Origin of the sequence: Nonomuraea sp. N2-4H (assembly GCF_045291505.1) — a bacterium.
Lineage (GTDB): Bacteria > Actinomycetota > Actinomycetes > Streptosporangiales > Streptosporangiaceae > Nonomuraea > Nonomuraea fastidiosa.
The window spans coordinates 3,231,686-3,251,553 of sequence record NZ_CP147987.1 but is presented as its reverse complement, the minus strand read 5'-3'; the positions used below and the strand labels follow the sequence as shown (position 1 = coordinate 3,251,553).

Genomic DNA, 19,868 nt, shown 5'->3' with positions numbered 1-19,868 from the left:
ATCACCGGCGTGCCTCGTGGTGCACTCAAGTCCAGGACGAACTAGGACAGATCACTCAGTACGGTGGCGGCCCACCATGAACAGCGCGGGCACCAGCGTGAGCACGGTGAAGCCGATGGCCCACCAGAACGTCACCGCGTACGCGCCGGCGACCCCGCCGGGACCGGTCAGCCGCCACTGCAGCACGACCGCGAGCACGGCCGTGCCGAACGAGCCGCCCAGCCGCTGAACGATGTTGAACACGGTGGTGGCGCCCGGATAGTCGCGCTCGGCGACCCCGTAGTAGGCCGCCGAGACGACGGGGATCACCGCCGCGCCCAGGCCGAGCCCGCGCACCCCGAGAGCCAGCGCCAGCGCCGCCTGACCGGTCGCCGGGCCCGCCAGCGCGAACGGCAGCGTGCCCGCGATCGCCAGCACGATCCCGGCCAGCACGAGAGGCCGGGGGCCTATCCGGTCCACCAGCAGGCCGACCAGCGGCATCGCCAGCATCGCGCCGATCCCCTGGGGCGCGAGCAGCAGCCCGGCCCGCAGCGCGTCCGCGCCGTGCAGCCGCTCGTAGAACAGCGGCAGCACGAACATCGTGCCGAGCAGCGCGGCCTGGGTGCAGAACACCACGGCCGACGCCGAGGCCAGCGAGCGGGCCCGTAACAGGCGGACGTTCACCAGCGACGCGGGCCGGCGCAGCGCGCGGGCGGAGAAGGCGAGCAGCAGCGCGATCCCCGCTCCCGCGCATGCGACGGCCTGCGCGTCGGGGCCGCCGGGCACCTCGCCGACCCGGGTCAGGCCGTAGACGAGCAGCGCCATCGCGGGCGCGAGCAGCACCAGGCCCGTCACGTCCAGCCGCCGCCCGGTGTCGCGCGTGCCGCGCGGCAGCCCGCGATGCCCGGCCACCAGCGCGATCAGGCAGATCGGCAGGTTGACGAGGAAGATCCACCGCCAGCCGAGCGTGGCCACGAGCACGCCGCCGAGCGTCGGCCCCGCGATGGGCGCGAACTGGCCGGGCACCGCGAGGATCGCCATGGCGCGCCCGAGCCGCCGCTCCCCCGCGACCTGCGCGAGCACGGTCTGCATGACCGGGAAGACCATGCCGCCCGCCGCACCCTGCACGACCCGGGCCGCCACCAGGACCGGCAGCGACCACGCCACCCCGCACAGCAGCGACCCGGCCAGGAAGGCCAGCAGCGAGGCCGTCCAGACGGCCCGACCGCCGTAACGCTCGATCGCCCAGCCGACCAGCGGCACCACCATGGCGAAGGCCAGCAGATAGCCGGTGCTGACCAGCTGGATGGCGGAGACCGGCGCGCCGAAGGCCCGGCCGAGGTCCGGGATCGCGACGCTGACGATCGTGGTGTCCAGCAGCGGCGCGAGCGCGCCGAGCTGGAGTATCAGGCCGACGCGCAGCAGCCGGCCGTCCACGCGGGACGGGCCGGCCTGCCGCGCCGCCTCCTCAGGCATGCAGCTTGGGCAGCACCCGGTCGGCCAGCAGGCGCAGCGTGCGCTCCGCGTCCCCGACGTCGAGGTGCCCCGAGTGGATGCCCAGGCTGATCGTCACGTCGTCGCCGTACCAGCCGGCGATGCGTTCGAGCTGCGCCCTGACCTGGTCGGGGTCGCCTGCCAGGACCTTGTCGTCCTTGAGCCGGTCGTCGAACGTGGCGCGCGTGGTGAGGTCGGCCAGCTTCTCGTAGCCCGGGTAGGCGGCGCTGGTGGTGCCGCTCCAGGCGCGGACGGCTGCGGCGATGGCCGCGGTGTTGCGTTCCTCGTCGTAGCGTCCCTTCCTGGCGGCCTCCTCGCCGTCGTCCGCCACCACCGTGGGGTAGCTGAAGTGGATGCGGGCCGCGCCCTCGGGGTGTCCGGCGGCCGCCCAGGCGTTGCGGTAGATCGCCAGGCGTTCCTGGAGCACCTCGCGCGACATCACGTTCGGCACCGTCTGCAGGTGGTAGCCGTCAGTCCCGGCCCGCTCGACCGACTCGGGGCTGCGGGCGCTGGTGACGAAGACCGGCGGGTGCGGCCTTTGCACCACCTTCGGCAGCAGGGTGACCGGCCCGAACCGGTGGAAGCGCCCGTCGAACGTGACGTTCTCCTCGCTCCACAGCCGGACGCAGGCCGTCACCCCTTCGGTGAACCTGTCCCTGCTCTCGTCCAGGGGGATGCCGAAGGCGGCGAACTCGTCCGGCAGGAACGCCCGCCCGAACGCGACGTCCAGCCGCCCGTGGGAGATGTTGTCCAGCATGGCGAGCTTGCCGGCGAGCTTGACCGGATGCGTGAAGGCCGGGATGGCCGCGCTGGTGCCGAGCCGGATCCTGCTGGTACGCGCGGCCACGGCGGCCAGGAACGTCACCGGGTCGGGGCTGTAGCCGCCGTAGGGGAAGAAGTAGTGCTCGACGGTTTTGACGTGCGCGAAGCCCAGCTCCTCCGCCAGCGCCGCGAGGTGCAGGCACTCGTCGAAGTACTGCGGCGCCGGCCGGTCGTCGGGGCCGACGGTGGGGAAGAAGACTATGCCGAACTCCACGGCGCCTCGCTCTCCAGCGGCCCGGCCGCGTCGTGACGGATGCTGCGGTGGCGGACCAGCCAGCCACCGGCGTGCGGGACCAGTACGTCGTGCGCCTCGGCGCTGAGGTAGACCGACAGCCCGCCGCCCGCCGGGGTGGACATCACCAGCGCGTAGTACGTGGCGCCGAGCCTGCCGCCGGGCTCATCGGCGATCTCCAGCATGCCGAACCAGTGCCGGCGCTGGACTCCCTCGGCGGCGGTGGCCTCGGCGCGCTTGCGGGCGGAGGCGGCGATCGCCTCCCTGCCCTCCAGCCGCAGGCCCTTGGTGACCTCCTCGAAGACGCCGTCCTCGGTGAAGGTGGCCGCCCACTCGCCGGTCCTGCCGCGGTCGAGCAGGCGGGTCTGGCGGGCGTAGAACGCCTGGATCTCGGCGTACAGGACGCCCGGGGACAGCGAGGTCGTCACGACGCCGCTCCCGACGCCGCCGGTGCGGTGCGGCTCTCGGCGTACCGTTTGGCGTGCTCCAGCGTGGCCAGGCTGTTGCCGCTGAGCGCCCGCCGCACCCAGGCGCGGGCGGTCTCCACGTCGGCGTCCTCGCCGAGCACGGCGGGGATGGCCTCCTCCTTGATGACCACCGTGTGCTCGCTCGTCGCGACGGTACGGCCGTCGCGCTCTTCGAAGGTCCACCGGCCGTTGTGCACCGACAGCAGCGCGGGCAGCACCTGCTGCTTGTAGACGATGGAGCGGTGGGGGAAGGTCACCCGTACGGACTCGGTGGTGTGCACGTCGCCCTTGGCCGTCCGCGTGTCCATGCCGAGCACCTGCACGTTCGGCTGCACCTCGCGCAGCGAGACGCGGGCCACGTGCGGCAGCCGCTCGGCCCAGTGCTGTGCCTGGTCGACGAAGTCGAAGACGTCTGCGGCCGACCCGGCGACCTCGACGCTGTCGGCGAAGACCAGCAGCAGCCGCTCCTGCGCGGCCTCCCGCTCGGCGACCCGCTTGAGCGCGGCCAGCTCCGCCTCGCTGTTGCGGTCCACCGCCCGCGCGATCCACTCCGCGCCGTCCGGATCGCCGCCGACCGCCCGGTAGTCGTGGTGCAGCCGGACGAGCGTCTCGCCGCCGGGCAGCGACTCGATCTCCCACAGTCCGCCCATCTCGGCCACTGGGGGCTGCGAGACCTCCTGGCGGAACGCGATGCGCAGCGCGGCCCGGTCCAGCTCGCGGCGGGACGTCCACGACCTCACCGTGTCGTTGGCGGTCGCCCAGATCGTGATCCGCTCGGTGCCGCCGTCCTCATCGGCCGATTCCAGCCGCTCGACGTGCACGGTGGGCGGGAACACGCGCGGCCAGGCGGTCACGTCCGCGATCAGCTCGTAGACCTGCTCCGCCGGGGCCCGCACCGTGATGCGGTGCTCGGTCCGGTGGATGCGCGGCTCGGCCATCTCACTCTCCTCTCAGTAGTTGCCCAGGCCGCCGCACACGTTCAGCGCCTGCGCGGTGATCGACGCCGCCGTGTCGGTGACGAGGTAGCCGACCAGGCCGGCCACCTCCTCGGGGGTGGAGTAGCGCCCCAGCGGGATCTTCGCGTTGAACCTCGTGAGCACCTCGTCGGGCGTGGTGCCCCAGACCTCGGCGTAGCCGTTCCTGACGCGCTCGGCCATCGGGGTCTCGACATAGCCGGGGCAGACCGCGTTCACGGTGATGCCGGACTTGGCCAGCTCCAGGCCGAGCGCCTTGGTCAGGCCGATCACGCCGTGTTTGGAGGCCGAGTACGGCGCGCCGAGCACGACGCCCTGCTTGCCGCCCGTCGAGGCGATGTTGATGATCCGGCCTTGCTTGCGCGCCGCCATGCCGCCGCTGGTCAGCACCTCGCGCGTGACCAGGAAGACGCTGTTGAGGTTGGTGTCGATGACGTCGAACCAGAGCTCGTCGGTGATCTCGGCGGTCACACCGCCGCCGTTGCGCCCGGCGTTGTTGACCAGGATGTCCACGGGACCGTACCGGCTCACCGCCGTCTCGACGAAGTTCCGCACGTCGCCCGGCTCGCGCACGTCGGCCGGGACGCCGTCCACCGCCAGCCCCTCCTCGCGCAGCCCCTTCACCACCAGGGCGAGCTGGTCGGCCCTGCGGGCGCAGATGAAGACCTGATGCCCGGCGGCGGCCAGCGACCTGGTCACGGCCAGGCCGATGCCGCTGGTGCCGCCGGTCACCAGCGCCAGCTTGCGCCGTGCGACCGCGGCACCCGCCTCCCCGGTGCTGTGCTGTTCGGTCATGCCGTCTCCTCGCTCTCGCGCTGTCCGACCCCGACGGTCACACCCGGGTCTGGAGCCGGGCTGCCGCCCCGCTCGACTCGCGCTCGAACCCGCCGGTGAGCAGGTGGGCGGCATAGCGCAGGGCGGCAGGCTCGAAGCGCAGTGCCACGTGGCTCGCCACGCAGGAGACGTCCCGCCACGCGCGCTGGAGCGGGTCTCCGGCCGCCTGCACGCGGGTGCCCGCGGCGCGGAACAGCCGGTCGGTGGCCTGGCGCAGCAGCTCGACGGCGTAGGCGCAGTCCCGCGCGTTGCGCGCCTCGTCCCTCGCGATGTCGCCTTCGCCGTCCGGCGCTTCGCGATCGGCGGTCTCGGCGGCCCTGGCCAGCAGCAGCCCGGCCGTCTCCACCTCCGCCGCGGCCGATGCCAGCGCCAGCCGGGCGCTCTCGCCGGCCGACGCGTCGCCGCGCAGGCGCTCGCTCCACTCCCGTACGGCGGCCGTCGCGGCACCGAGCGCGGGCGCCCCGAACAGCAGGCCGCTGACCAGCCGCAACGGCACCGCATGGCACCGCGCCGCCGGAGGCTCAGGAGTGCCCCGGTGGATCCGCTCCCATGGGACCGACCGGTGCTCGGGGACGTACGCGTCGCTCACCACCACGGTGTCGCTGGCGGTGGCCCGCATGCCGAGCGCCCGCCACGTGTGCCGCACCGTGAAGGCGGCGCGCGGCAGCGCGAAGAAGCGCACCCCTGGCCGGTCGCCTCCGGCTGCGTCACGCGGGCCCGAGGGGGCGGCGAGCAGCACCCAGTCGGAGAACTCCGCGCCGCTGGCATACGCCCACTCGCCGGACAGCCGCCAGCCGTCGCCGTCACTCACCGCCCGGCCGGAGGGCACGAGCCCGGCCGCCACCAGCGCGTCCGGCCCTCTGGCCCACAGCTCCGCCTGGCCGCGCTCGGGCAGGTACGCGCCGAGCCGTGCCGACCCGGCCGCCAGCGAGGCGTTCCATGCGGCGGACGCGCACCGCTCACCCACGGCCGCGACCGCGCCGAGCAGCGCGGCGAACCCGCCCGCCGCCCCGCCGTAGCGCTCGGGGACGAAGTGCCTGGCGAAGCCGGCGGTCACGATGCCGCCCACCGTCTCCGGGTCCGGCCTGCCGGTGGCGTCGGCCCGAACGGCGTGCCGCCCGGCGACGAGCGCCAGCTCCCGCACCCCCGGCGCGCCGGCGGCCACCCCCTCGGCCACGGCGGCGCCGCCCGCCGGTGTCTGGACGTCCATTCCGGTCACCTCCGTCTCGCCGCGCGCCCGCCGGGGCGCCGTCGCCCCACTGTCATCGGCGCCCCTCTACCGGCGCTCGAACGCGGACGGACCGCGCTCCGGCGCTCGCGCCGCCTCCAGCGCGCATGGACGCCGGCTCCGCACGCACCAGCCACGTCCGATCGGTGGAACGGACCGCTCCCCCATCCGCGCCGCCTCCAGCCCCGCTCCAGCACGCATGGACGCCGGCTCCGCACGCACCAGCCACGCTCGGCCGGTAAAACGGAGGAGAAAGGGCACGTCGCATGACGGATGTGGAACCGTGGGGTGTGGTGGCGCCGCTGGTCGAGGCGGGCGATCTGAACGGCGGCTACGACCGCGTGATCGCCGAGACCGGCCCGGAGAAGGTGGCGGACGCGCTGGTGGCCGAGCTGCTCAGCCGCTGCGGCCCGGCCCGTGAACAGGCGGTGGTCCGGCTGGAGCTGACCGTCCCCGCAGAGACCTCCATCGTCGTCGACATCGGCTTCGGGCCCGAGGGCGCGACGCTGCTCGGCACGGGGGCTGAGGCGGACGAGGGGGCCGACGTGCGGATCGCGTACCCGATCGCGGACTTCGCGCGGGCGCTGTACGGCACCCGCGGCGCCGGCCTGCACCTGCGCCACGACCTGTCGGCCCGCTGGCCCGACGACCCCGACCCGGCCGAGGTTGCGCCGCTGCTCGCCCGCAGGCGGCGCGGCATCCGGGCCGGGCACGCGCTGCTGCGCGAGCTGCGCACCGCGCCCCCGCCGCTCGACGACCTGGCGGTGGCCTTCGGCTCGGACAAATGGGGCGGTGTGCACTGGTACACCCAGCACTACGAGCGCCACTTCGCGCCGCTGCGCGACGCCCCGGTGCGGCTGCTGGAGATCGGCATCGGCGGTTACGACGACCCGCGCGCGGGCGGCGGCTCGCTGCGCATGTGGCAGCGGTACTTCCACCGCGGCCTGATCCACGGGCTCGACGTGCACGAGAAACGGCTGGACGAGCCCCGGATCCGCACGATCAAAGGCGACCAGAGCGACGGCGCCTTCCTCGACCGCCTGGGCGCCGGGCTCGGCGGGCTGGACATCGTCATCGACGACGGCAGCCACGTCAACGCGCACGTGCTCGCCTCGTTCGCGGCGCTCTTCCCGCACGTGCGGCCGGGCGGCTGGTACGTCATCGAGGACCTGCAGACCTCCTACTGGCCCTCCTACGGCGGTGGCCCCTCGGGCCCCGGCACGACGATGGGCCTGATCGGGGCGCTGCTCGACGGCCTGCACCACAAGGAGTACGGCAAAGCGCCCTCCTACACCGACGCCCACGTGACGGGCGTGCACGTGTACCACAACATCGCGTTCATCGAGAAGGGCTTCAACGACGAGCCGGGCCCCGCCCGCAAGCCCCGGTAGCGGGGCCCAACGGCCCGCCGGTCACCAGGCTCAGGCCCTGAGCCCTACGCGGCCGCTCATAGGGCCGCCGTGATCAGGCTCTTGAGCGGGGGCTTCAGCCGCCCGCCGCGGCCAGGCCCTCCAGCCTGGGCACCAGGGCGGCGGGCGGTGGCAGGTCGCGCAGCCGCCGCGCGACCGCCCGTGCGGCGGCGCGGATGGGGCCGTCGTCGAGCAGCTCGGCGAGCTCCTTCTGGCCGGCTGCTTCGGGCTCGCGGCTCAGCCCGAACCCGCCGCCGCTGACGACGCCCGCGTTGATGTACTGGTCCGCGCCATGGGGCAGCACGAGCTGCGGTACTCCGGCGGCCAGCGCGGTCAGCGTGGTGCCGGACCCGCCGTGGTGCACGATGGCGGCGCAGCGGGCGAGCGCCGCGTGCACAGGCAGCCAGGCCGCCTCGCGTACGTTGGCGGGCAGCGGCCCGAGCGCGCCCGGCTCCGCCTGGCCGCCCAGGGCCAGCACGAACTCGGCGTCCGTCTCCTCGGCGGCGGCCAGCAGCGGGGCCAGCCCGTCGAGCCCGGCCATCTTCGGCACCACGGTGCCCAACGTGACCAGCACCCGGGGCCGCCGGGCGGGCTCGAAGAGCCAGGGCGGCAGCTCACCGCCCGCGTTGTACGGGACGTACCGGACAGGCCAGCCCTCACCGCCGCCGATCATCAGCTCCGGCGGCGCGACATGCAGCGGCTGAACGTACGGCTCGCGCCTGGGCACGCCGTTGCGGTCGAACGTCTCGGCGAGGTGCGGCAGGTAGCGTCCGGCGAAGCCGGGCTCGGCGACGAAGTTGAAGCCGTGCTCGACGGCCGGGATGCCGAGCGCGGCGGCGACGAGCAGCCCCGCGCCCTGCAGCCTGGAGTACACGACCAGGTCGGGACGCCAGTCCCGGGCCGCCTTCAGCGTCTCGCCCGCCATCAGCGCGCAGACCCGGGCGAACCGTTCGAAGACCAGGTCTGGGGTGGTGGCACCGGCTTCGGCGATCTTCTTGCCGCGCTCGCGCAAGGTGCGGGCGCGTTCCTCTTTGGTGCCCTGGCCCTGCCCGAAGACGGTGGCGGCGATGTCCACGCCGGGAGCGGCGTCCACGACCGGCAGCCCGGCGCGGATCGCGGCGTTCACCGCGCCGTCGGAGGTGGCCACCAGCACCTCGTGACCGGCCGCGCGCAACGCCCAGGCCAGCGGCACCACCGGGAAGAGGTGCCCGAGCGCCGGCAGGACGACGATCATGACCTTCATGCCCAGGCCTCCTCGCAGATCCCCGGCTCACGCATCGAAGTCCGCCCTCTCCGCCAGCTCGCGCCACGGCTCCCATCCGGCGATCCGCTCGCGCAGCACGCGCGGGGCCAGCTCGGCCGCGCCGCGCCCGAGCAGCAGGCGCAGCGGCGGCGGATCGGCGTCCAGCACCTCCAGCAGCGCCTGGCCGAGCCGGGCGGGATCTCCGGGTTGCAGGTGCGCGTACGCGCCAGAAAGCCCGTGCCGCCGCTTGGCCAGCACGTCGTCGTAGGCGGCCAGCGGCGTGGCCCTGACCATGCTGCCCGCGCTCCACTCCGTACGGAACTCGCCCGGCTCCACGATCGTCACTCGCACCCCGAACCCGGCCACCTCCCTGGCCAGCGTCTCGCTCAGCCCTTCGAGCGCCCACTTGCTCGCGCAGTACAGGCCGAGATTCGGGTACGTGGTCACGCCCGCGATGCTCGACATCTGGACGATGTGGCCGCTCCCCTGGCGGCGCAGCACCGGCAGGACCGCCTGCACGCACCACAGCGCGCCGAAGAAGTTGACTTCAAGCTCCTCGCGGGCCTGCGTCTCGGAGACCTCTTCCACGGCCCCGGCCAGCCCGTGGCCGGCGTTGTTGACCAGGACGTCGATGCCGCCGGCCAGTTCCACCGCCCGGTCGATGGCGGCGAAGACGGCCTGCCGGTCGGTCACGTCGAGCCGCAGGGCGATGGCGCGCTCGCCGTGGGCGGCGACGAGGTCGTGCAGCGCGTCCGGCTTGCGCGCGGTGGCGATCACGATGTCGCCCGCGGCCAGCGCGGCCTCGGCGATCGCCCGGCCGAGGCCGCGCGAGGCGCCGGTGACGAACCAGCGGCGCGGCCGTGCAGTGGTGTCGGTCATGCCGCCACCTTGGGCGGCCTCGCTCGATTCCGGCTACACGGCCGCTGGACCGCGCGGGGCGGATCGCCGCGCCCGGCTCGGCGGACCGCGCTGAGCGATCGCTGCACGCGGCCGGTGGCCCTGGACTCGGCGGAGCGCTACGTAAAGCCGACCAACGTAAAGCCGACCAACCGCGCCAAGCGGAGCGCTGCACCAAGCCGACCAACCAGGCAAAGTGGAGCGCTGCGCTCTGAACGGAGCGCACCGCTCCGTTTCGGTGTTACGATGCCCTCATTCCGCAGCGCAGAAGGGATCTCTCATTGTCCGGCGCTCCTCTGAACCTGGCCGTGATCATCGGCAGCACCCGCGAGGGCCGCTTCGGCTCCATCGTCGGCAACTGGGTCGTCGAGCGGGTCCGCGATCACGGCGGCTTCGAGCTCGACATCATCGACCTGGCCGAGGTGCCCCTGCCGATCGTCCAGCAGAAACACCCGGTCAGCACCGGCGAGTACCCCGACAGGCAGGTACGCGACTTCGCCGCCCGCATCGGCGCCGCCGACGCCTTCGTCGTCGTCACCCCGGAGTACAACCACGGCTATCCCGCCTCGCTCAAGCTCGCCATCGACTCCGTCGGCCCCGAGTGGCGGGCCAAGCCCGTGGGCTTCGTCTCCTACGGCGGCTACGCGGGCGGCCTGCGCGCCGTCGAGCAGCTCCGGCTCGTCTTCGCCGAGCTGCACGCCACCACGATCCGCGAGACGGTCAGCTTCCACATGGCGTACGCGCAGTTCGACGAGGCCGGCAGGCCGCGCGACGCCGAGAGCGTCTCCGCCGCCGCCAAGCTCCTGCTCGACCAGCTCGGCTGGTGGGGCGAGGCGCTGCGGTCGGCGCGGGCGGCCCGCCCCTACGTCTGCTGAGCCGGGCGGTCACCGGGAGCGCCCGCTCTCACGCGTCTTGGAAACCAGCCTCCGCCGAGCCGCCCCACGTCCGCAGCATCAGCACTCGCCGGGCGGCCCGCCGCCACCCCTGGAGAGCCGGCCTTCGCCGGGCGGCGGGCCGCCCGGCGTACGGCCTGAGCCTGGCGGCCCGCCACCCGGCTCAGCTCGTACGCCGCCAGTAGACGCCGAACGTGTCGATCGGCACGATCTCATCCTTAATGCCGAACGTCTCCCGGTAGTCGTGCACCGCCTCCCGGCACGCCTTGATGGCGTAGTCGTCGATGATGGCGAAGCCGCCCACCGACAGCCGCGGATAAAGGTTCACCAGCGCGTCGGTGGTCGACTCGTACAGGTCGCCGTCGAGCCGGATGACCGCGAGCGGCCCGGGCGGCGCGGCGGGCAGCGTGTCCTTGAACCAGCCCTTCAGGAATCTCACCTGGTCGTCGAGCAGCCCGTACCGCGCGAAGTTCTCCTTCACCGTCTCCAGCGACACCGCCAGCACGTGGTTGTAGCGGTGCACCGCCAGCGTCCGGTCGGCCTCGTGACCGTCGTCTCCCGTCACCGGCATGCCCTCGAACGAGTCGGCCAGCCACACCGTACGGTCGGTCACCCCGTACGCCTGCAGGATCGCGCGGATCAGGATGCACACGCCGCCGCGCCACACGCCGGTCTCGATGAAGTCGCCCGGCACCCCGTCCTTGAGCACCGTCTCCACCGCCCAGTGCACGTTGTCCAGGCGCTTGCGGCCCACCATGGTGTGGGCCACGGTGGGCCAGTCGAGCCCGATCTCCCGGATGTCGTCCCGGTAGCCCGAGATGCCGTGCTCCGCGGCGGGGTCGGGGAAGGTGGGGTCCTGGTAGATGGTGTTGGTCAGGATCTTCTTGAGCAGGTCCAGGTAGAGCTGCGTCCCGTCGGGCATGTGATCTCCTCGTGGCAGAGCCGGCGGCCGGATGGCGGAACGCGAGGATCGTCACCGCAGGGCCTCGAATACGGTTGGAGCCGGTACGCTCCACCCGCGCTCGAGCGGGGCTCTAGCGGCGGCGCCTACCGTGACGATCATGATCGTTTCGCCCCGCACGCCGCGCCCGTGAGCCGGTACCTTCTCCGGCGCCTGCTCTCCCTGGTCCTGGTCCTGCTGGTCGCGGTGACGCTGTCCTTCGCCCTCGTGCACCTGCTGCCCGGCGACCCGGTGGAGCTGATGCTCAACGGGAACCTCGGCGGCCTGCAGGCGACCCCCGAGCAGGAGGCCGCACTCCGGCACGAGCTCGGGCTCGACCGGCCGATCGCGGAGCAGTACCTGACCTTCATCGGCAACGCGCTCACCGGCGACTTCGGCAGGAGCATCGCCTCCGGCCAGCCCGCGGTGGCGGCCATCGGCGAGGCGGCGCCCGACAGCCTCGCCCTGCTGGCGCTCGCGCTCCCGCTGTCGCTGCTCATCGGCGTGGCCGTCGCCGTGGCCGGCACGCTGACCCGCATACGTCTCCTCAGCGGCGCGCTCGCGGGGCTGGCCGTGCTGGGCGTCTCGATGCCGGGCTACTGGCTGGGCATCCTGCTCATCGAGGGCTTCTCGTTCCGGCTGCCGCTCTTTCCCGCCACCGGCAACGAGGGCTTCGGCAGCCTGGTACTGCCCGCGCTCACGCTGGCCGTCCCGAGCGCCGGGATGATCGCGCAGGTGCTGCGCGGCAGCCTGCGCCACACGCTCGCCGAGCCGTACGTGACCACCGCCCTGGCCAAGGGCGCGAGCCCGGTACGGGTGAACCTGCGCCACGCCCTGCGCAACGCCGCGCTGCCCGCGATCACCGTGGTCGGCATGCTGACCGGCGGCCTGATCGGCGGCGCGACGGTCGCGGAGATCGTGTTCGGGCGGGCCGGGCTCGGCCGGCTGCTGGTGACGGCCATCGCCCACCGGGACATGACGGTCGTCCAGGCCATGGTCGTCTTCGTGGGCGCCGCGTACATCCTGCTCAACCTGCTCATCGACCTGCTCTACTCATGGCTCGACCCGCGCGTCACCGCGGGCCGCCCGGCCGGGAGGACCACCTGATGCCGACGTTCCTGCGCCGGCCCGCGACGCTGCTGTCCGCGGCGGCGGCCGCCGCCATCGCGGTCTGCGCGCTGTTCCCCTCCGCCGTGGCGCCGTACGGGCCGCACGAGGGCGACCCCGCGCGGGCCCTGCTGCCGCCCAGCGCCGCCCACCCCTTCGGCACCGACCAGCTCGGCCGCGACCTGTTCAGCGAGGTCGTCTGGGGCGCCCGCCCGTCGCTGGAGGTGAGCCTGCTCGCCACGGCGCTGGCGCTGGCCGCCGGCATGCTGCTCGGCCTGATCGCGGGGTACGCGGGCGGGCTGCTCGACGGGCTGGTCATGCGGGCGGTGGACGTGCTCATGGCCATCCCCACGATGCTGATGATCCTCGTCACCATCGCCGTGCTGGGCAGCGGCACCACCAACATCGCCATCGCGGTGGCGCTGGCCACGGTGCCCACGTTCGCCCGGCTCATGCGGGCCGAGGTGCTGCGCGTGCGCACCCGGCTCTACGTCAAGGCGGCGATCGCCGCCGGGGTGCGCACCCCGATGGTGCTGCTGCGCCACGTCGTGCCCAACTCCGCGCCGCCGGTGCTGTCGTACGCGGTGCTGGCGATCGGCGGCTCCCTGCTGGCCACCTCCGGGCTGGGCTTCCTCGGCTTCGGCGCGCCGCCGCCCAACGCCGAATGGGGAGCGCTGGCCGCCGCCGGCCGTGACTTCGTCGGCACCTGCTGGTGGCTGACCACGTTTCCGGGGCTCATGGTGGTGCTCACCGTGCTGGCCGCGACGGGCCTCAGCCACACCCGTCCCGAGGGCGCCGCGGCGGTGCCGAGGTGAGCGGCGGCGGGGAGCTGCTGCGGGTCAGCGGCCTGCGAGTCTCCTACCGTGGCGGCCCGGCGGTGCGGGGCGTGGATCTCACGGTCGGCGAGGGCGAGATCGTCGCGGTCGTGGGCGAGTCGGGCTCGGGCAAGAGCACCACGGCGCACGCCGTGCTCGGGCTGCTGCCCGCGGGCGCGGCGATCACCGGGGGCAGTGTGCTGTTCGCGGGCGAGGACCTGGTCCGTGCGGGCCGCCGCCGGATGCGGCGCATCCGCGGCAGGGAGATCGGCCTGGTGCCGCAGGACCCGATGGTCTCGCTCAACCCCGTCATGCGGGTGGGCGCGCAGGTCGCCGAGACGCTGCTGGTCCACGGCATGGCCGAGCGCCGCGAGGCGCGGGAGCGTGCCGTCGAGCTGCTCGGCGAGGTCGGGCTGCCCGATCCCGAGGCGTGCGCCCGCCGCTACCCGCACGAGCTGTCCGGCGGCATGCGCCAGCGCGTGCTCATCGCGATCGCGCTGGCCGCCGGGCCCCGGCTGCTCATCGCCGACGAGCCGACCAGCGCGCTCGACGTCACCGTGCAGCGGCAGATCCTCGACCATCTCACCGCGCTCACCCGGCGCTCCGGCACGGCCGTGCTGCTCATCACCCACGATCTGGCGCTGGCCGCCGAGCGGGCCGACCGCGTGTTCGTGCTGCACGAGGGTCGGTCGGTGGAGAGCGGTTCCGCGGCCGTGATCCTGCGCGCGCCGGACCATCCGTACACACGCCGCCTGGTCGCGAACGCCCCCAGCCTCGCCGCAGCGCCGTCCAGGCCGGCCGTTCCCGCCTCCGGCGAGCCGCTGCTGTCGATGGAAGGCGTCACCAAGACGTTCGGCGACGTGACGGCCGTGGACGACGTGACGCTGAGCGTGGGGCGCGGCGAGACGCTGGCGCTGGTCGGCGAGTCCGGCTCGGGCAAGTCCACGCTGGCGCTCATGGCGCTGTGCCTGCTGCCGCCGACGCGCGGCCGGGTCGTGTTCGACGGGCAGGACGTGGCCGCCGGCGGGCGGGCCGCGCTGCGCCGGTTCCGCCGCAGGGTGCAGCCGGTCTTCCAGGACCCGTACTCCTCGCTCGACCCCCGGCGCAGCGTCGGCGACAGCGTCGCGGAGCCGCTGCGCGCCTTCGGCGTGGGCGACCGCGCCGCGCGCCGGGCCCGCGTCGCCGAGCTGCTCGACCGGGTCGCGCTGCCCGCCTCGATCGCGCGGCGGCGGCCCGCCGAGCTGTCCGGCGGCCAGCGCCAGCGGGTGGCCATCGCCCGCGCGCTCGCGCTCGGCGCCGAGCTGGTCGTCTGCGACGAGCCGGTCTCCGCGCTGGACGTGACCGTGCAGGCCCAGGTGCTCGACCTGCTCGCCGGGCTGCAGGCCGAGCTCGGCCTCAGCTACCTGTTCATCTCCCACGACCTGGCGGTGGTGCGGCAGGTGGCCGACCGGGTGGCGGTGATGCGGGCCGGGCGGATCGTCGAGCACGGGCCCGCCGCCGACGTCCTCGGCGAGCCGCGCCACCCCTACACCAGGGCGCTGCTCGACGCCGTCCCCGCTGAACCGACCATAGAGGAGCCCGCATGACAGCCCGTACGACCGGGGCCCCGGCCTACGCCGGCCCCGTGGATCTCGACAGGTACGGCAGGTACGACCCGTTCCGCGGCATGACCGACCGCAGCGTGCCCCCCGCGTACGACTTCGACGGCCGCATCGGCGACGCCGCGCACCCCGCCGAGCCCGGCAGATACCACCTCTATGTGGCGCTGTCGTGCCCGGTCGCGCAGCTCGCCAGGATCGCCCGGCTGCTGCTCGGCCTGGAGAACGTGATCGGCGTCTCGGTCGTGGACGACGACCGCGACGGGCGCGGCTGGGCCTTCCGCGAGCGCCGGGGCCCCGACGAGGTCAACGGCTTCACCCTGCTCAGCCAGGCGTACGAGGCGAGCAGGCCCGGCTACTCCGGCCACATCTCGGTGCCGGTGCTGTGGGACCGGCACGAGGGCCGCATCCTGAGCAACCAGTACTTCAACATCCTGCGGGACATCGGCACGCAGTTCGGCGCGTACGCCACTAGCGACGTGCAGCTCTACCCGCAGGAGCTCGCCGGGCGCATCGACGCCGTCAACACGCTCATCTACGAGGAGATCTCGCTGGCCCTGTCCGCCACGGCCAAGCGTCACGAGGACGTGCGCCCGCAGGTGATCGCGGCGCTCGACCAGTTCGACGCGCGGCTGGCGACGCACCGCTACCTGCTCGGCGACGCCATCACCGAGGCGGACCTGCGCTTCTACACCACGCTGGTCCGCTTCGACCAGGGCGGGAACGCGCTGTCCAGCATCACGGGACGGCCGCTCCCGTCGTGGGAGCGGCTGCACCGCTACGTGCAGGACCTGTTCGCGCTGCCGGCCTTCCGCGAGACCACGCTCGTCGTCCCCGAATGGCTGGCGGACGCGCGGCCGTAGCCGCATCGGGTCGCCGGTCGTCCGCAGCCGTCCGGCGACCCGGGCCGTCCGGTGCAGCGGGCGGCCGGAGCGGCTTTCGCCGTCCGGCCCGCTGAGCGGCCGGACGCCCCTATGGACCGCTGAGCGGCCGGACGCCCGTATGGACGCCCCGGCTCAGGCGGTGCGGCGGGCGGCTCCTGAGCCAGACGCGCGCTGCTCGGCGTAGGCGCGGGCGCGCTCGGCGACCACGACGCTGTTGCCGCCCAGCGCCGTGCGGATCCACTCCCGTGCGCCGGCCACGGTCGTCCCCTCGCCGAGGACGGCCGCGACGCCTTCCGGCCGGATCACGACCGTGTGGGCCGCGGTCACCGACACGGATCCGTCGACCTCCTCGATCGTCCAGCGCAGCACGTGCAGCGTGGCCAGCGGCGGCAGCAGCAGGTGCTTGTCCACGATCGCGCGGTGCGGGAAGCCGACCCGGACCGCCTCGGTGGTGCGCTTCGGGCCATCGGGACCGGCGTTGTCGATCTCGATGAACCGCCCGTGCGGTCCTGCGGGCGTGGCGGAGGCGGCCGCGACGTGCGGGACGACCTCCGGCCAGCCCTCCACCGTGTGCAGGAAGTCGTAGACGTCGGCGGCGGCTCCCGCGATCTCGACGGTGTCGGCGAACTCCAGCAGCACCTCCGGCCGCCCGATCTCCTCCTCCGCCGCGATCCTGACCGGCTCGAGCAGGACCGCGGGCCCGATGTCGGCGCTCAGCCTGCTCTCGCCCTCGCCGCGCGGCTCCACCGTCCAGGTACCGGTGAAGGGCGGCACGGGGTCGCCGTCCGCGCGGAACGTCACGGAGGCGCCGTCGCCGCCGTACCGGACGGTGGTCAGGGCGATCTCGTCGCCGCGCAGCCACCACACGCGGGCCTGTCCGCCGCCGTCGAGCGGCTCGGCGTGCACGACGGAGGGAAAGACGCGCGGCCAGGCGGACACAGCGGTCAGCAGCCGCAGCACGGTCTCGGCCGGCGCTCCGACCGCCGCGGTGGACACGTGGGACGGGTCGGTCATGGCGGCCTCCTCAGGAGCCGTGCCGCAGTGTGACGGTCACGTGATCGACCTGGATCTCGATGCCCTGGCCCCACAGCCGGTTGCTCTCCAGGCTCTCGTCGTCGTAGAACTCGGCGGGCGTCGGCGCGCCCACGCGGGGCGCGTAGTAGGTGTCGGGCAGGCTCGACAGGCGTACCAGCCCCCGCCCGTCGCGGCCGGCGCCGTCGAGGAAGGTGACGGTGCTGAAGCCGCAGTAGAGCTGGCGCGGGTGAGCGAGCCGTGGCGTGCCGCCGTGGTCGGTGAGCAGGTACGTGCGGTCGAAGGCAAGCTCGCCGATGCGGTCGAGCCGCAGCACCCGCCGCCCGTCCACCACCCAGTGCACCACGCCCGCGTCCTTGTCGTACTCCAGGGCCAGGCTGTTGCTCTGCGACGGCACCCGCGGCACGACGGGGATGGCGTAGAAGAACGAGGCGTGGTCCTGGCCGGGCTTGGGCTGCCGGGCGTAGGCGGCGTAGATGAGCCGGTTGGTGACGAAGTACGTGAACACCGAGCCGGTCTCCGGGTCGGCGGCCTGCACGGTCGCCGAGGCCAGCCGCAGGTCGTGGTCCGGAGGGCCGGCCAGGTCGCCGAAGGGGTGCGCGGCGGTGCCGTACGTGCGCACCGCCAGCTCCACCTCGCAGCGGAAGACCGACCCGTCCGGCACGTCGAAGCCGCGGATGCCGTTGGACGAGGTGTGGTTGACCGTGGCGCCCCACTTGACCTCGTCGCTCGCGCCGAGCCCGCCGTCGTCCTCCTGCGGCGTGGTGAAGACGAAGGCGGGCTCGCCGGTGACGGGGTCGGTGCCCGACGAGCGGACGTTCAGGCCGGCGTCGGAGGTGGTGGGGACGCCGTCGCGGTCCACCACCCAGGTGTCCACCGTGTCGAATCCGGCGCGGAAGTCGTCGTGGAAGAGGCGCTCGACGCGGCCCGTGTCCGTCGCCGAGGCCGGAGCGGCGATGGCCGCGACCAGAGCCGCCGAGGCGAGCACACTCCCTATCGCGCGGTGCAGACTCCTCAATGCAATCTCCTGTTCTGAACAGCCGAAGATCGGCCTTGCAGCGGAGATTGAATGTGGAGCCGGTCGAGTCCGCGTCGAGCGCGGCTCGACCGCACCCGGGGAGGTCAGCCCACGGTCAGCACGACCTTGCCGCGCCCGTGGCCGTGATCGACCCGCTCGTGCGCGCGTACGGCGTCCGCCAGCGGGAACGGCGTCGTCGGCAGGATCAGTTCCTTGCGTGCGGCCAGCCCGGCCAGGTGGGCGAGCACCTCGGCGGAGCGGGCCCCGGTGAGCTGCTTGATGCCGTGTTTCGCGATGGCCGCCTCCGCGTCCACCAGCGTGCCGACCCGCCGGCGGTCGGAGACCAGCTCGACCGAGATCTCGGTCGCCTCGCCGCCGATCGCGTCGAGCGCCGCGTCCACGCCGCCGGGCGCGGCCGCGCGGATCCGGTCGGCCAGGCCGGGACCGTAGGTGACGGGGGTGACGCCCAGCGAGCGGAGATAGTCGTGGTTGCCCTCGCTCGCCGTGCCGATCACCGTCGCGCCGCGCGCCACCGCGAGCTGGGCGGCGACCGTGCCGACCCCGCCCGCCGCCGCGTGGATGAGGAACGTCTCCCCCTTCTTCACGCCCAGCTCGTCCACGAAGCCGTACGCGCCCTGCCCCACGACCGACAGCGCGCCGGCGACTTCCCACGGCAGGTCCGCCGGCTTGGCGGCGAGCTGGACGGCGGGGACGACGATCACCTCCGCGTACGCGGCCGCCAGCGTCCAGCCGAGCACCTCGTCACCCACGGCGAAGCCGGTCACGCCCTCGCCGACCGCGTCGATCACCCCGGCGAACTCGTTGCCGAGCCGCTGCGGGAACGACGCGGGGAAGAAGTCGCGGAACTCCCCGGCGCGGAGCTTGGCGTCGAACGGCGTCGCGCCCGCGGCCCGGACCCTGACCCGGACCTCCCCCTCGCCGGGCTCTGGCTCGTCGATGTCGATGGGGTGGAGCACCGAAGGGGGACCGTACTCGGAGAACGCGATGGCAACAGGCACCTGAGACCTCCTTGAGGACATGCCGCGGACCGCCCGGTGCGCCCGGGCGGTGCGGGGATGCGGGACAGCGGGCGGCGCGGCGCTGCGCGGCCCGGTCGTGCGCGATATGAGAGGGAGCGCCTCAGCCTGAGCCGGACTCCTTGGAACGGCCCTTCATCGCCTCCTCGATCTCCTGCCAGTCGGTGGCCGGCGCGCCCAGCCGATGGGCCCCTTCCGGGCGCAGGCCGTCGAGCACGATGCCGAGGAAGCGGCGGCTCAGCGCCGCCGCCGTCTCGCCCTTCTCCGCGCGCCGCTCGCGCAGCGCGTGCAGCAGGGTGATGATGTCGTCGGCGTTGACGTCGGGACGGAGGACCCCGGCCGCCTGCGCGCGGTCCACGAGCGTCTGGATGGCCTCGCGGGCCCGCTTGCTCGCGGCCAGCACATCCTCGGTGATCTCGAACGTGCCGGCCAGCCTGGGCGAGCCGTCGACGCCCGCCTCGACGCAGGCGGTGACGAAGCCCTCGAACCCCTCCCAGGCGTCCTCGGCGGCGAGGCCCCGCTCGGCCTCCTCCCAGGTCTGCTCCATGTGCGCCAGCGACAGGGCGCGCATGAGGTCTTCCTTGCTCGGATAGCGGCGATACAGCGTGCCCATGCCGACGCCGGCCCGTTCGGCGATGACCGAGACCGGAGCCTCCGGCCCCATCTCGACGAACACGGCGCGGGCGGCGGCGAGGATGCGCTGGTCGTTGCGGCTGGCGTCGGACCGGCGCGGCCCTTTTCCAGCGGTGTTCCCTCTCACATCCCGAGACTAGCATAGAACGGAGCACTCCACTCCGGTACGGTGATCGGTATCGCCGCTCTGCGGAAGAGAGGTCGTCATGCCTTTCCCGTTGCGTCTCGTCTCGCGCCGCCACGTGGATTACTGCCGGATCGCCGGCCAAGCCTGTCGCTGACCAGGCTCCCCTTTTTTCGTCTCTTTTCGTCTTTCGTCCCTGATCACCGCG

At 73.7% G+C, this 19,868-nt stretch carries 19 protein-coding genes; 6 read left to right on the top strand and 13 right to left on the bottom strand.

The window, feature by feature from the left end:
* Positions 1–51: 51 nt before the first annotated feature.
* Genes WBK31_RS15040 through WBK31_RS15015 form a run of 6 tightly spaced genes read right to left on the bottom strand, consistent with a single transcriptional unit; the run spans position 52 to position 6,012 of the window.
* Positions 52–1,455 (bottom strand): MDR family MFS transporter, encoded by a 1,404-nt coding sequence (locus WBK31_RS15040; RefSeq protein ID WP_406675059.1) that lies wholly within the window; start codon positions 1,453–1,455, stop codon positions 52–54.
* Positions 1,448–2,509, bottom strand: coding sequence for an LLM class flavin-dependent oxidoreductase (locus WBK31_RS15035; protein WP_364050950.1), 1,062 nt, complete (start codon positions 2,507–2,509; stop codon positions 1,448–1,450). The genes WBK31_RS15040 and WBK31_RS15035 overlap by 8 nt, the downstream gene beginning before the upstream one ends.
* Positions 2,494–2,955 carry a nuclear transport factor 2 family protein gene (locus tag WBK31_RS15030; RefSeq protein ID WP_364050947.1) on the bottom strand — a complete coding sequence of 154 codons (462 nt, stop codon included), beginning with the start codon at positions 2,953–2,955 and terminating at the stop codon, positions 2,494–2,496. Before WBK31_RS15030 ends, WBK31_RS15035 begins: the two co-directional genes overlap by 16 nt.
* A complete protein-coding gene (locus WBK31_RS15025) occupies positions 2,952–3,932 on the bottom strand; it encodes an aromatase/cyclase (RefSeq protein WP_364050944.1) in 981 nt (326 codons plus the stop codon). The genes WBK31_RS15030 and WBK31_RS15025 overlap by 4 nt, the downstream gene beginning before the upstream one ends.
* A gap of 12 nt (positions 3,933–3,944) precedes the next feature.
* The gene (fabG, locus tag WBK31_RS15020; RefSeq protein WP_406675058.1) at positions 3,945–4,763 is read right to left on the bottom strand and encodes a 3-oxoacyl-ACP reductase FabG; all 819 of its coding nucleotides are present in this window, start codon (positions 4,761–4,763) and stop codon (positions 3,945–3,947) included.
* A 37-nt stretch (positions 4,764–4,800) separates the two neighbouring features.
* Complete coding sequence (locus WBK31_RS15015) at positions 4,801–6,012, bottom strand: acyl-CoA dehydrogenase family protein (protein WP_364050939.1); 1,212 nt, start codon at positions 6,010–6,012, stop codon at positions 4,801–4,803.
* A 284-nt stretch (positions 6,013–6,296) separates the two neighbouring features.
* Between WBK31_RS15015 and WBK31_RS15010 the strand changes: the two genes are divergently transcribed.
* Positions 6,297–7,421: a hypothetical protein gene (locus WBK31_RS15010; protein WP_406675057.1), complete on the top strand. Its 1,125-nt coding sequence runs from the start codon at positions 6,297–6,299 to the stop codon at positions 7,419–7,421.
* A 94-nt stretch (positions 7,422–7,515) separates the two neighbouring features.
* Here the strand turns inward: WBK31_RS15010 and WBK31_RS15005 are convergent, their stop codons facing one another.
* Positions 7,516–8,682: a nucleotide disphospho-sugar-binding domain-containing protein gene (locus WBK31_RS15005; RefSeq protein WP_406675056.1), complete on the bottom strand. Its 1,167-nt coding sequence runs from the start codon at positions 8,680–8,682 to the stop codon at positions 7,516–7,518.
* A 27-nt stretch (positions 8,683–8,709) separates the two neighbouring features.
* Positions 8,710–9,561, bottom strand: a complete 852-nt coding sequence (locus tag WBK31_RS15000; RefSeq protein WP_378789055.1) for an oxidoreductase — start codon at positions 9,559–9,561, stop codon at positions 8,710–8,712.
* 299 nt (positions 9,562–9,860) lie between these two features.
* Between WBK31_RS15000 and WBK31_RS14995 the strand changes: the two genes are divergently transcribed.
* Entirely contained in the window at positions 9,861–10,454 is a 594-nt protein-coding gene (locus tag WBK31_RS14995; protein WP_364050929.1) for an NAD(P)H-dependent oxidoreductase, read from the top strand.
* Positions 10,455–10,635: 181 nt separating this feature from the next.
* On the opposite strand, the gene WBK31_RS14990 is transcribed toward WBK31_RS14995, so the two are convergent.
* Positions 10,636–11,394: a TylF/MycF family methyltransferase gene (locus tag WBK31_RS14990; RefSeq protein ID WP_406675055.1), complete on the bottom strand. Its 759-nt coding sequence runs from the start codon at positions 11,392–11,394 to the stop codon at positions 10,636–10,638.
* 168 nt (positions 11,395–11,562) lie between these two features.
* On the opposite strand from WBK31_RS14990, the gene WBK31_RS14985 reads away from it, so the two are divergent.
* Genes WBK31_RS14985 through WBK31_RS14970 form a run of 4 tightly spaced genes read left to right on the top strand, consistent with a single transcriptional unit; the run spans position 11,563 to position 15,795 of the window.
* Entirely contained in the window at positions 11,563–12,519 is a 957-nt protein-coding gene (locus WBK31_RS14985; protein WP_378789059.1) for an ABC transporter permease, read from the top strand.
* Positions 12,519–13,334, top strand: coding sequence for an ABC transporter permease (locus WBK31_RS14980; protein WP_378789061.1), 816 nt, complete (start codon positions 12,519–12,521; stop codon positions 13,332–13,334). Before WBK31_RS14985 ends, WBK31_RS14980 begins: the two co-directional genes overlap by 1 nt.
* Entirely contained in the window at positions 13,331–14,920 is a 1,590-nt protein-coding gene (locus tag WBK31_RS14975; protein ID WP_364050918.1) for an ABC transporter ATP-binding protein, read from the top strand. The genes WBK31_RS14980 and WBK31_RS14975 overlap by 4 nt, the downstream gene beginning before the upstream one ends.
* The gene (locus WBK31_RS14970) at positions 14,917–15,795 is read left to right on the top strand and encodes a glutathione S-transferase C-terminal domain-containing protein (protein ID WP_364050915.1); all 879 of its coding nucleotides are present in this window, start codon (positions 14,917–14,919) and stop codon (positions 15,793–15,795) included. The genes WBK31_RS14975 and WBK31_RS14970 overlap by 4 nt, the downstream gene beginning before the upstream one ends.
* Before the next feature lie 153 nt (positions 15,796–15,948).
* Here WBK31_RS14970 and WBK31_RS14965 read toward each other — a convergent pair whose 3' ends face one another.
* The 4 genes from WBK31_RS14965 to WBK31_RS14950 all read right to left on the bottom strand — a co-directional run bounded on the left by WBK31_RS14965 (position 15,949) and on the right by WBK31_RS14950 (position 19,663).
* Positions 15,949–16,830, bottom strand: coding sequence for an SRPBCC family protein (locus WBK31_RS14965; protein WP_378789064.1), 882 nt, complete (start codon positions 16,828–16,830; stop codon positions 15,949–15,951).
* Between the two features lie 10 nt (positions 16,831–16,840).
* Positions 16,841–17,866 (bottom strand): DUF6081 family protein, encoded by a 1,026-nt coding sequence (locus WBK31_RS14960; RefSeq protein ID WP_364050910.1) that lies wholly within the window; start codon positions 17,864–17,866, stop codon positions 16,841–16,843.
* A gap of 104 nt (positions 17,867–17,970) precedes the next feature.
* Complete coding sequence (locus WBK31_RS14955) at positions 17,971–18,885, bottom strand: NADP-dependent oxidoreductase (protein ID WP_364050907.1); 915 nt, start codon at positions 18,883–18,885, stop codon at positions 17,971–17,973.
* Between the two features lie 121 nt (positions 18,886–19,006).
* Positions 19,007–19,663, bottom strand: coding sequence for a TetR family transcriptional regulator (locus WBK31_RS14950; protein ID WP_364050904.1), 657 nt, complete (start codon positions 19,661–19,663; stop codon positions 19,007–19,009).
* Positions 19,664–19,868 lie beyond the last annotated feature (205 nt).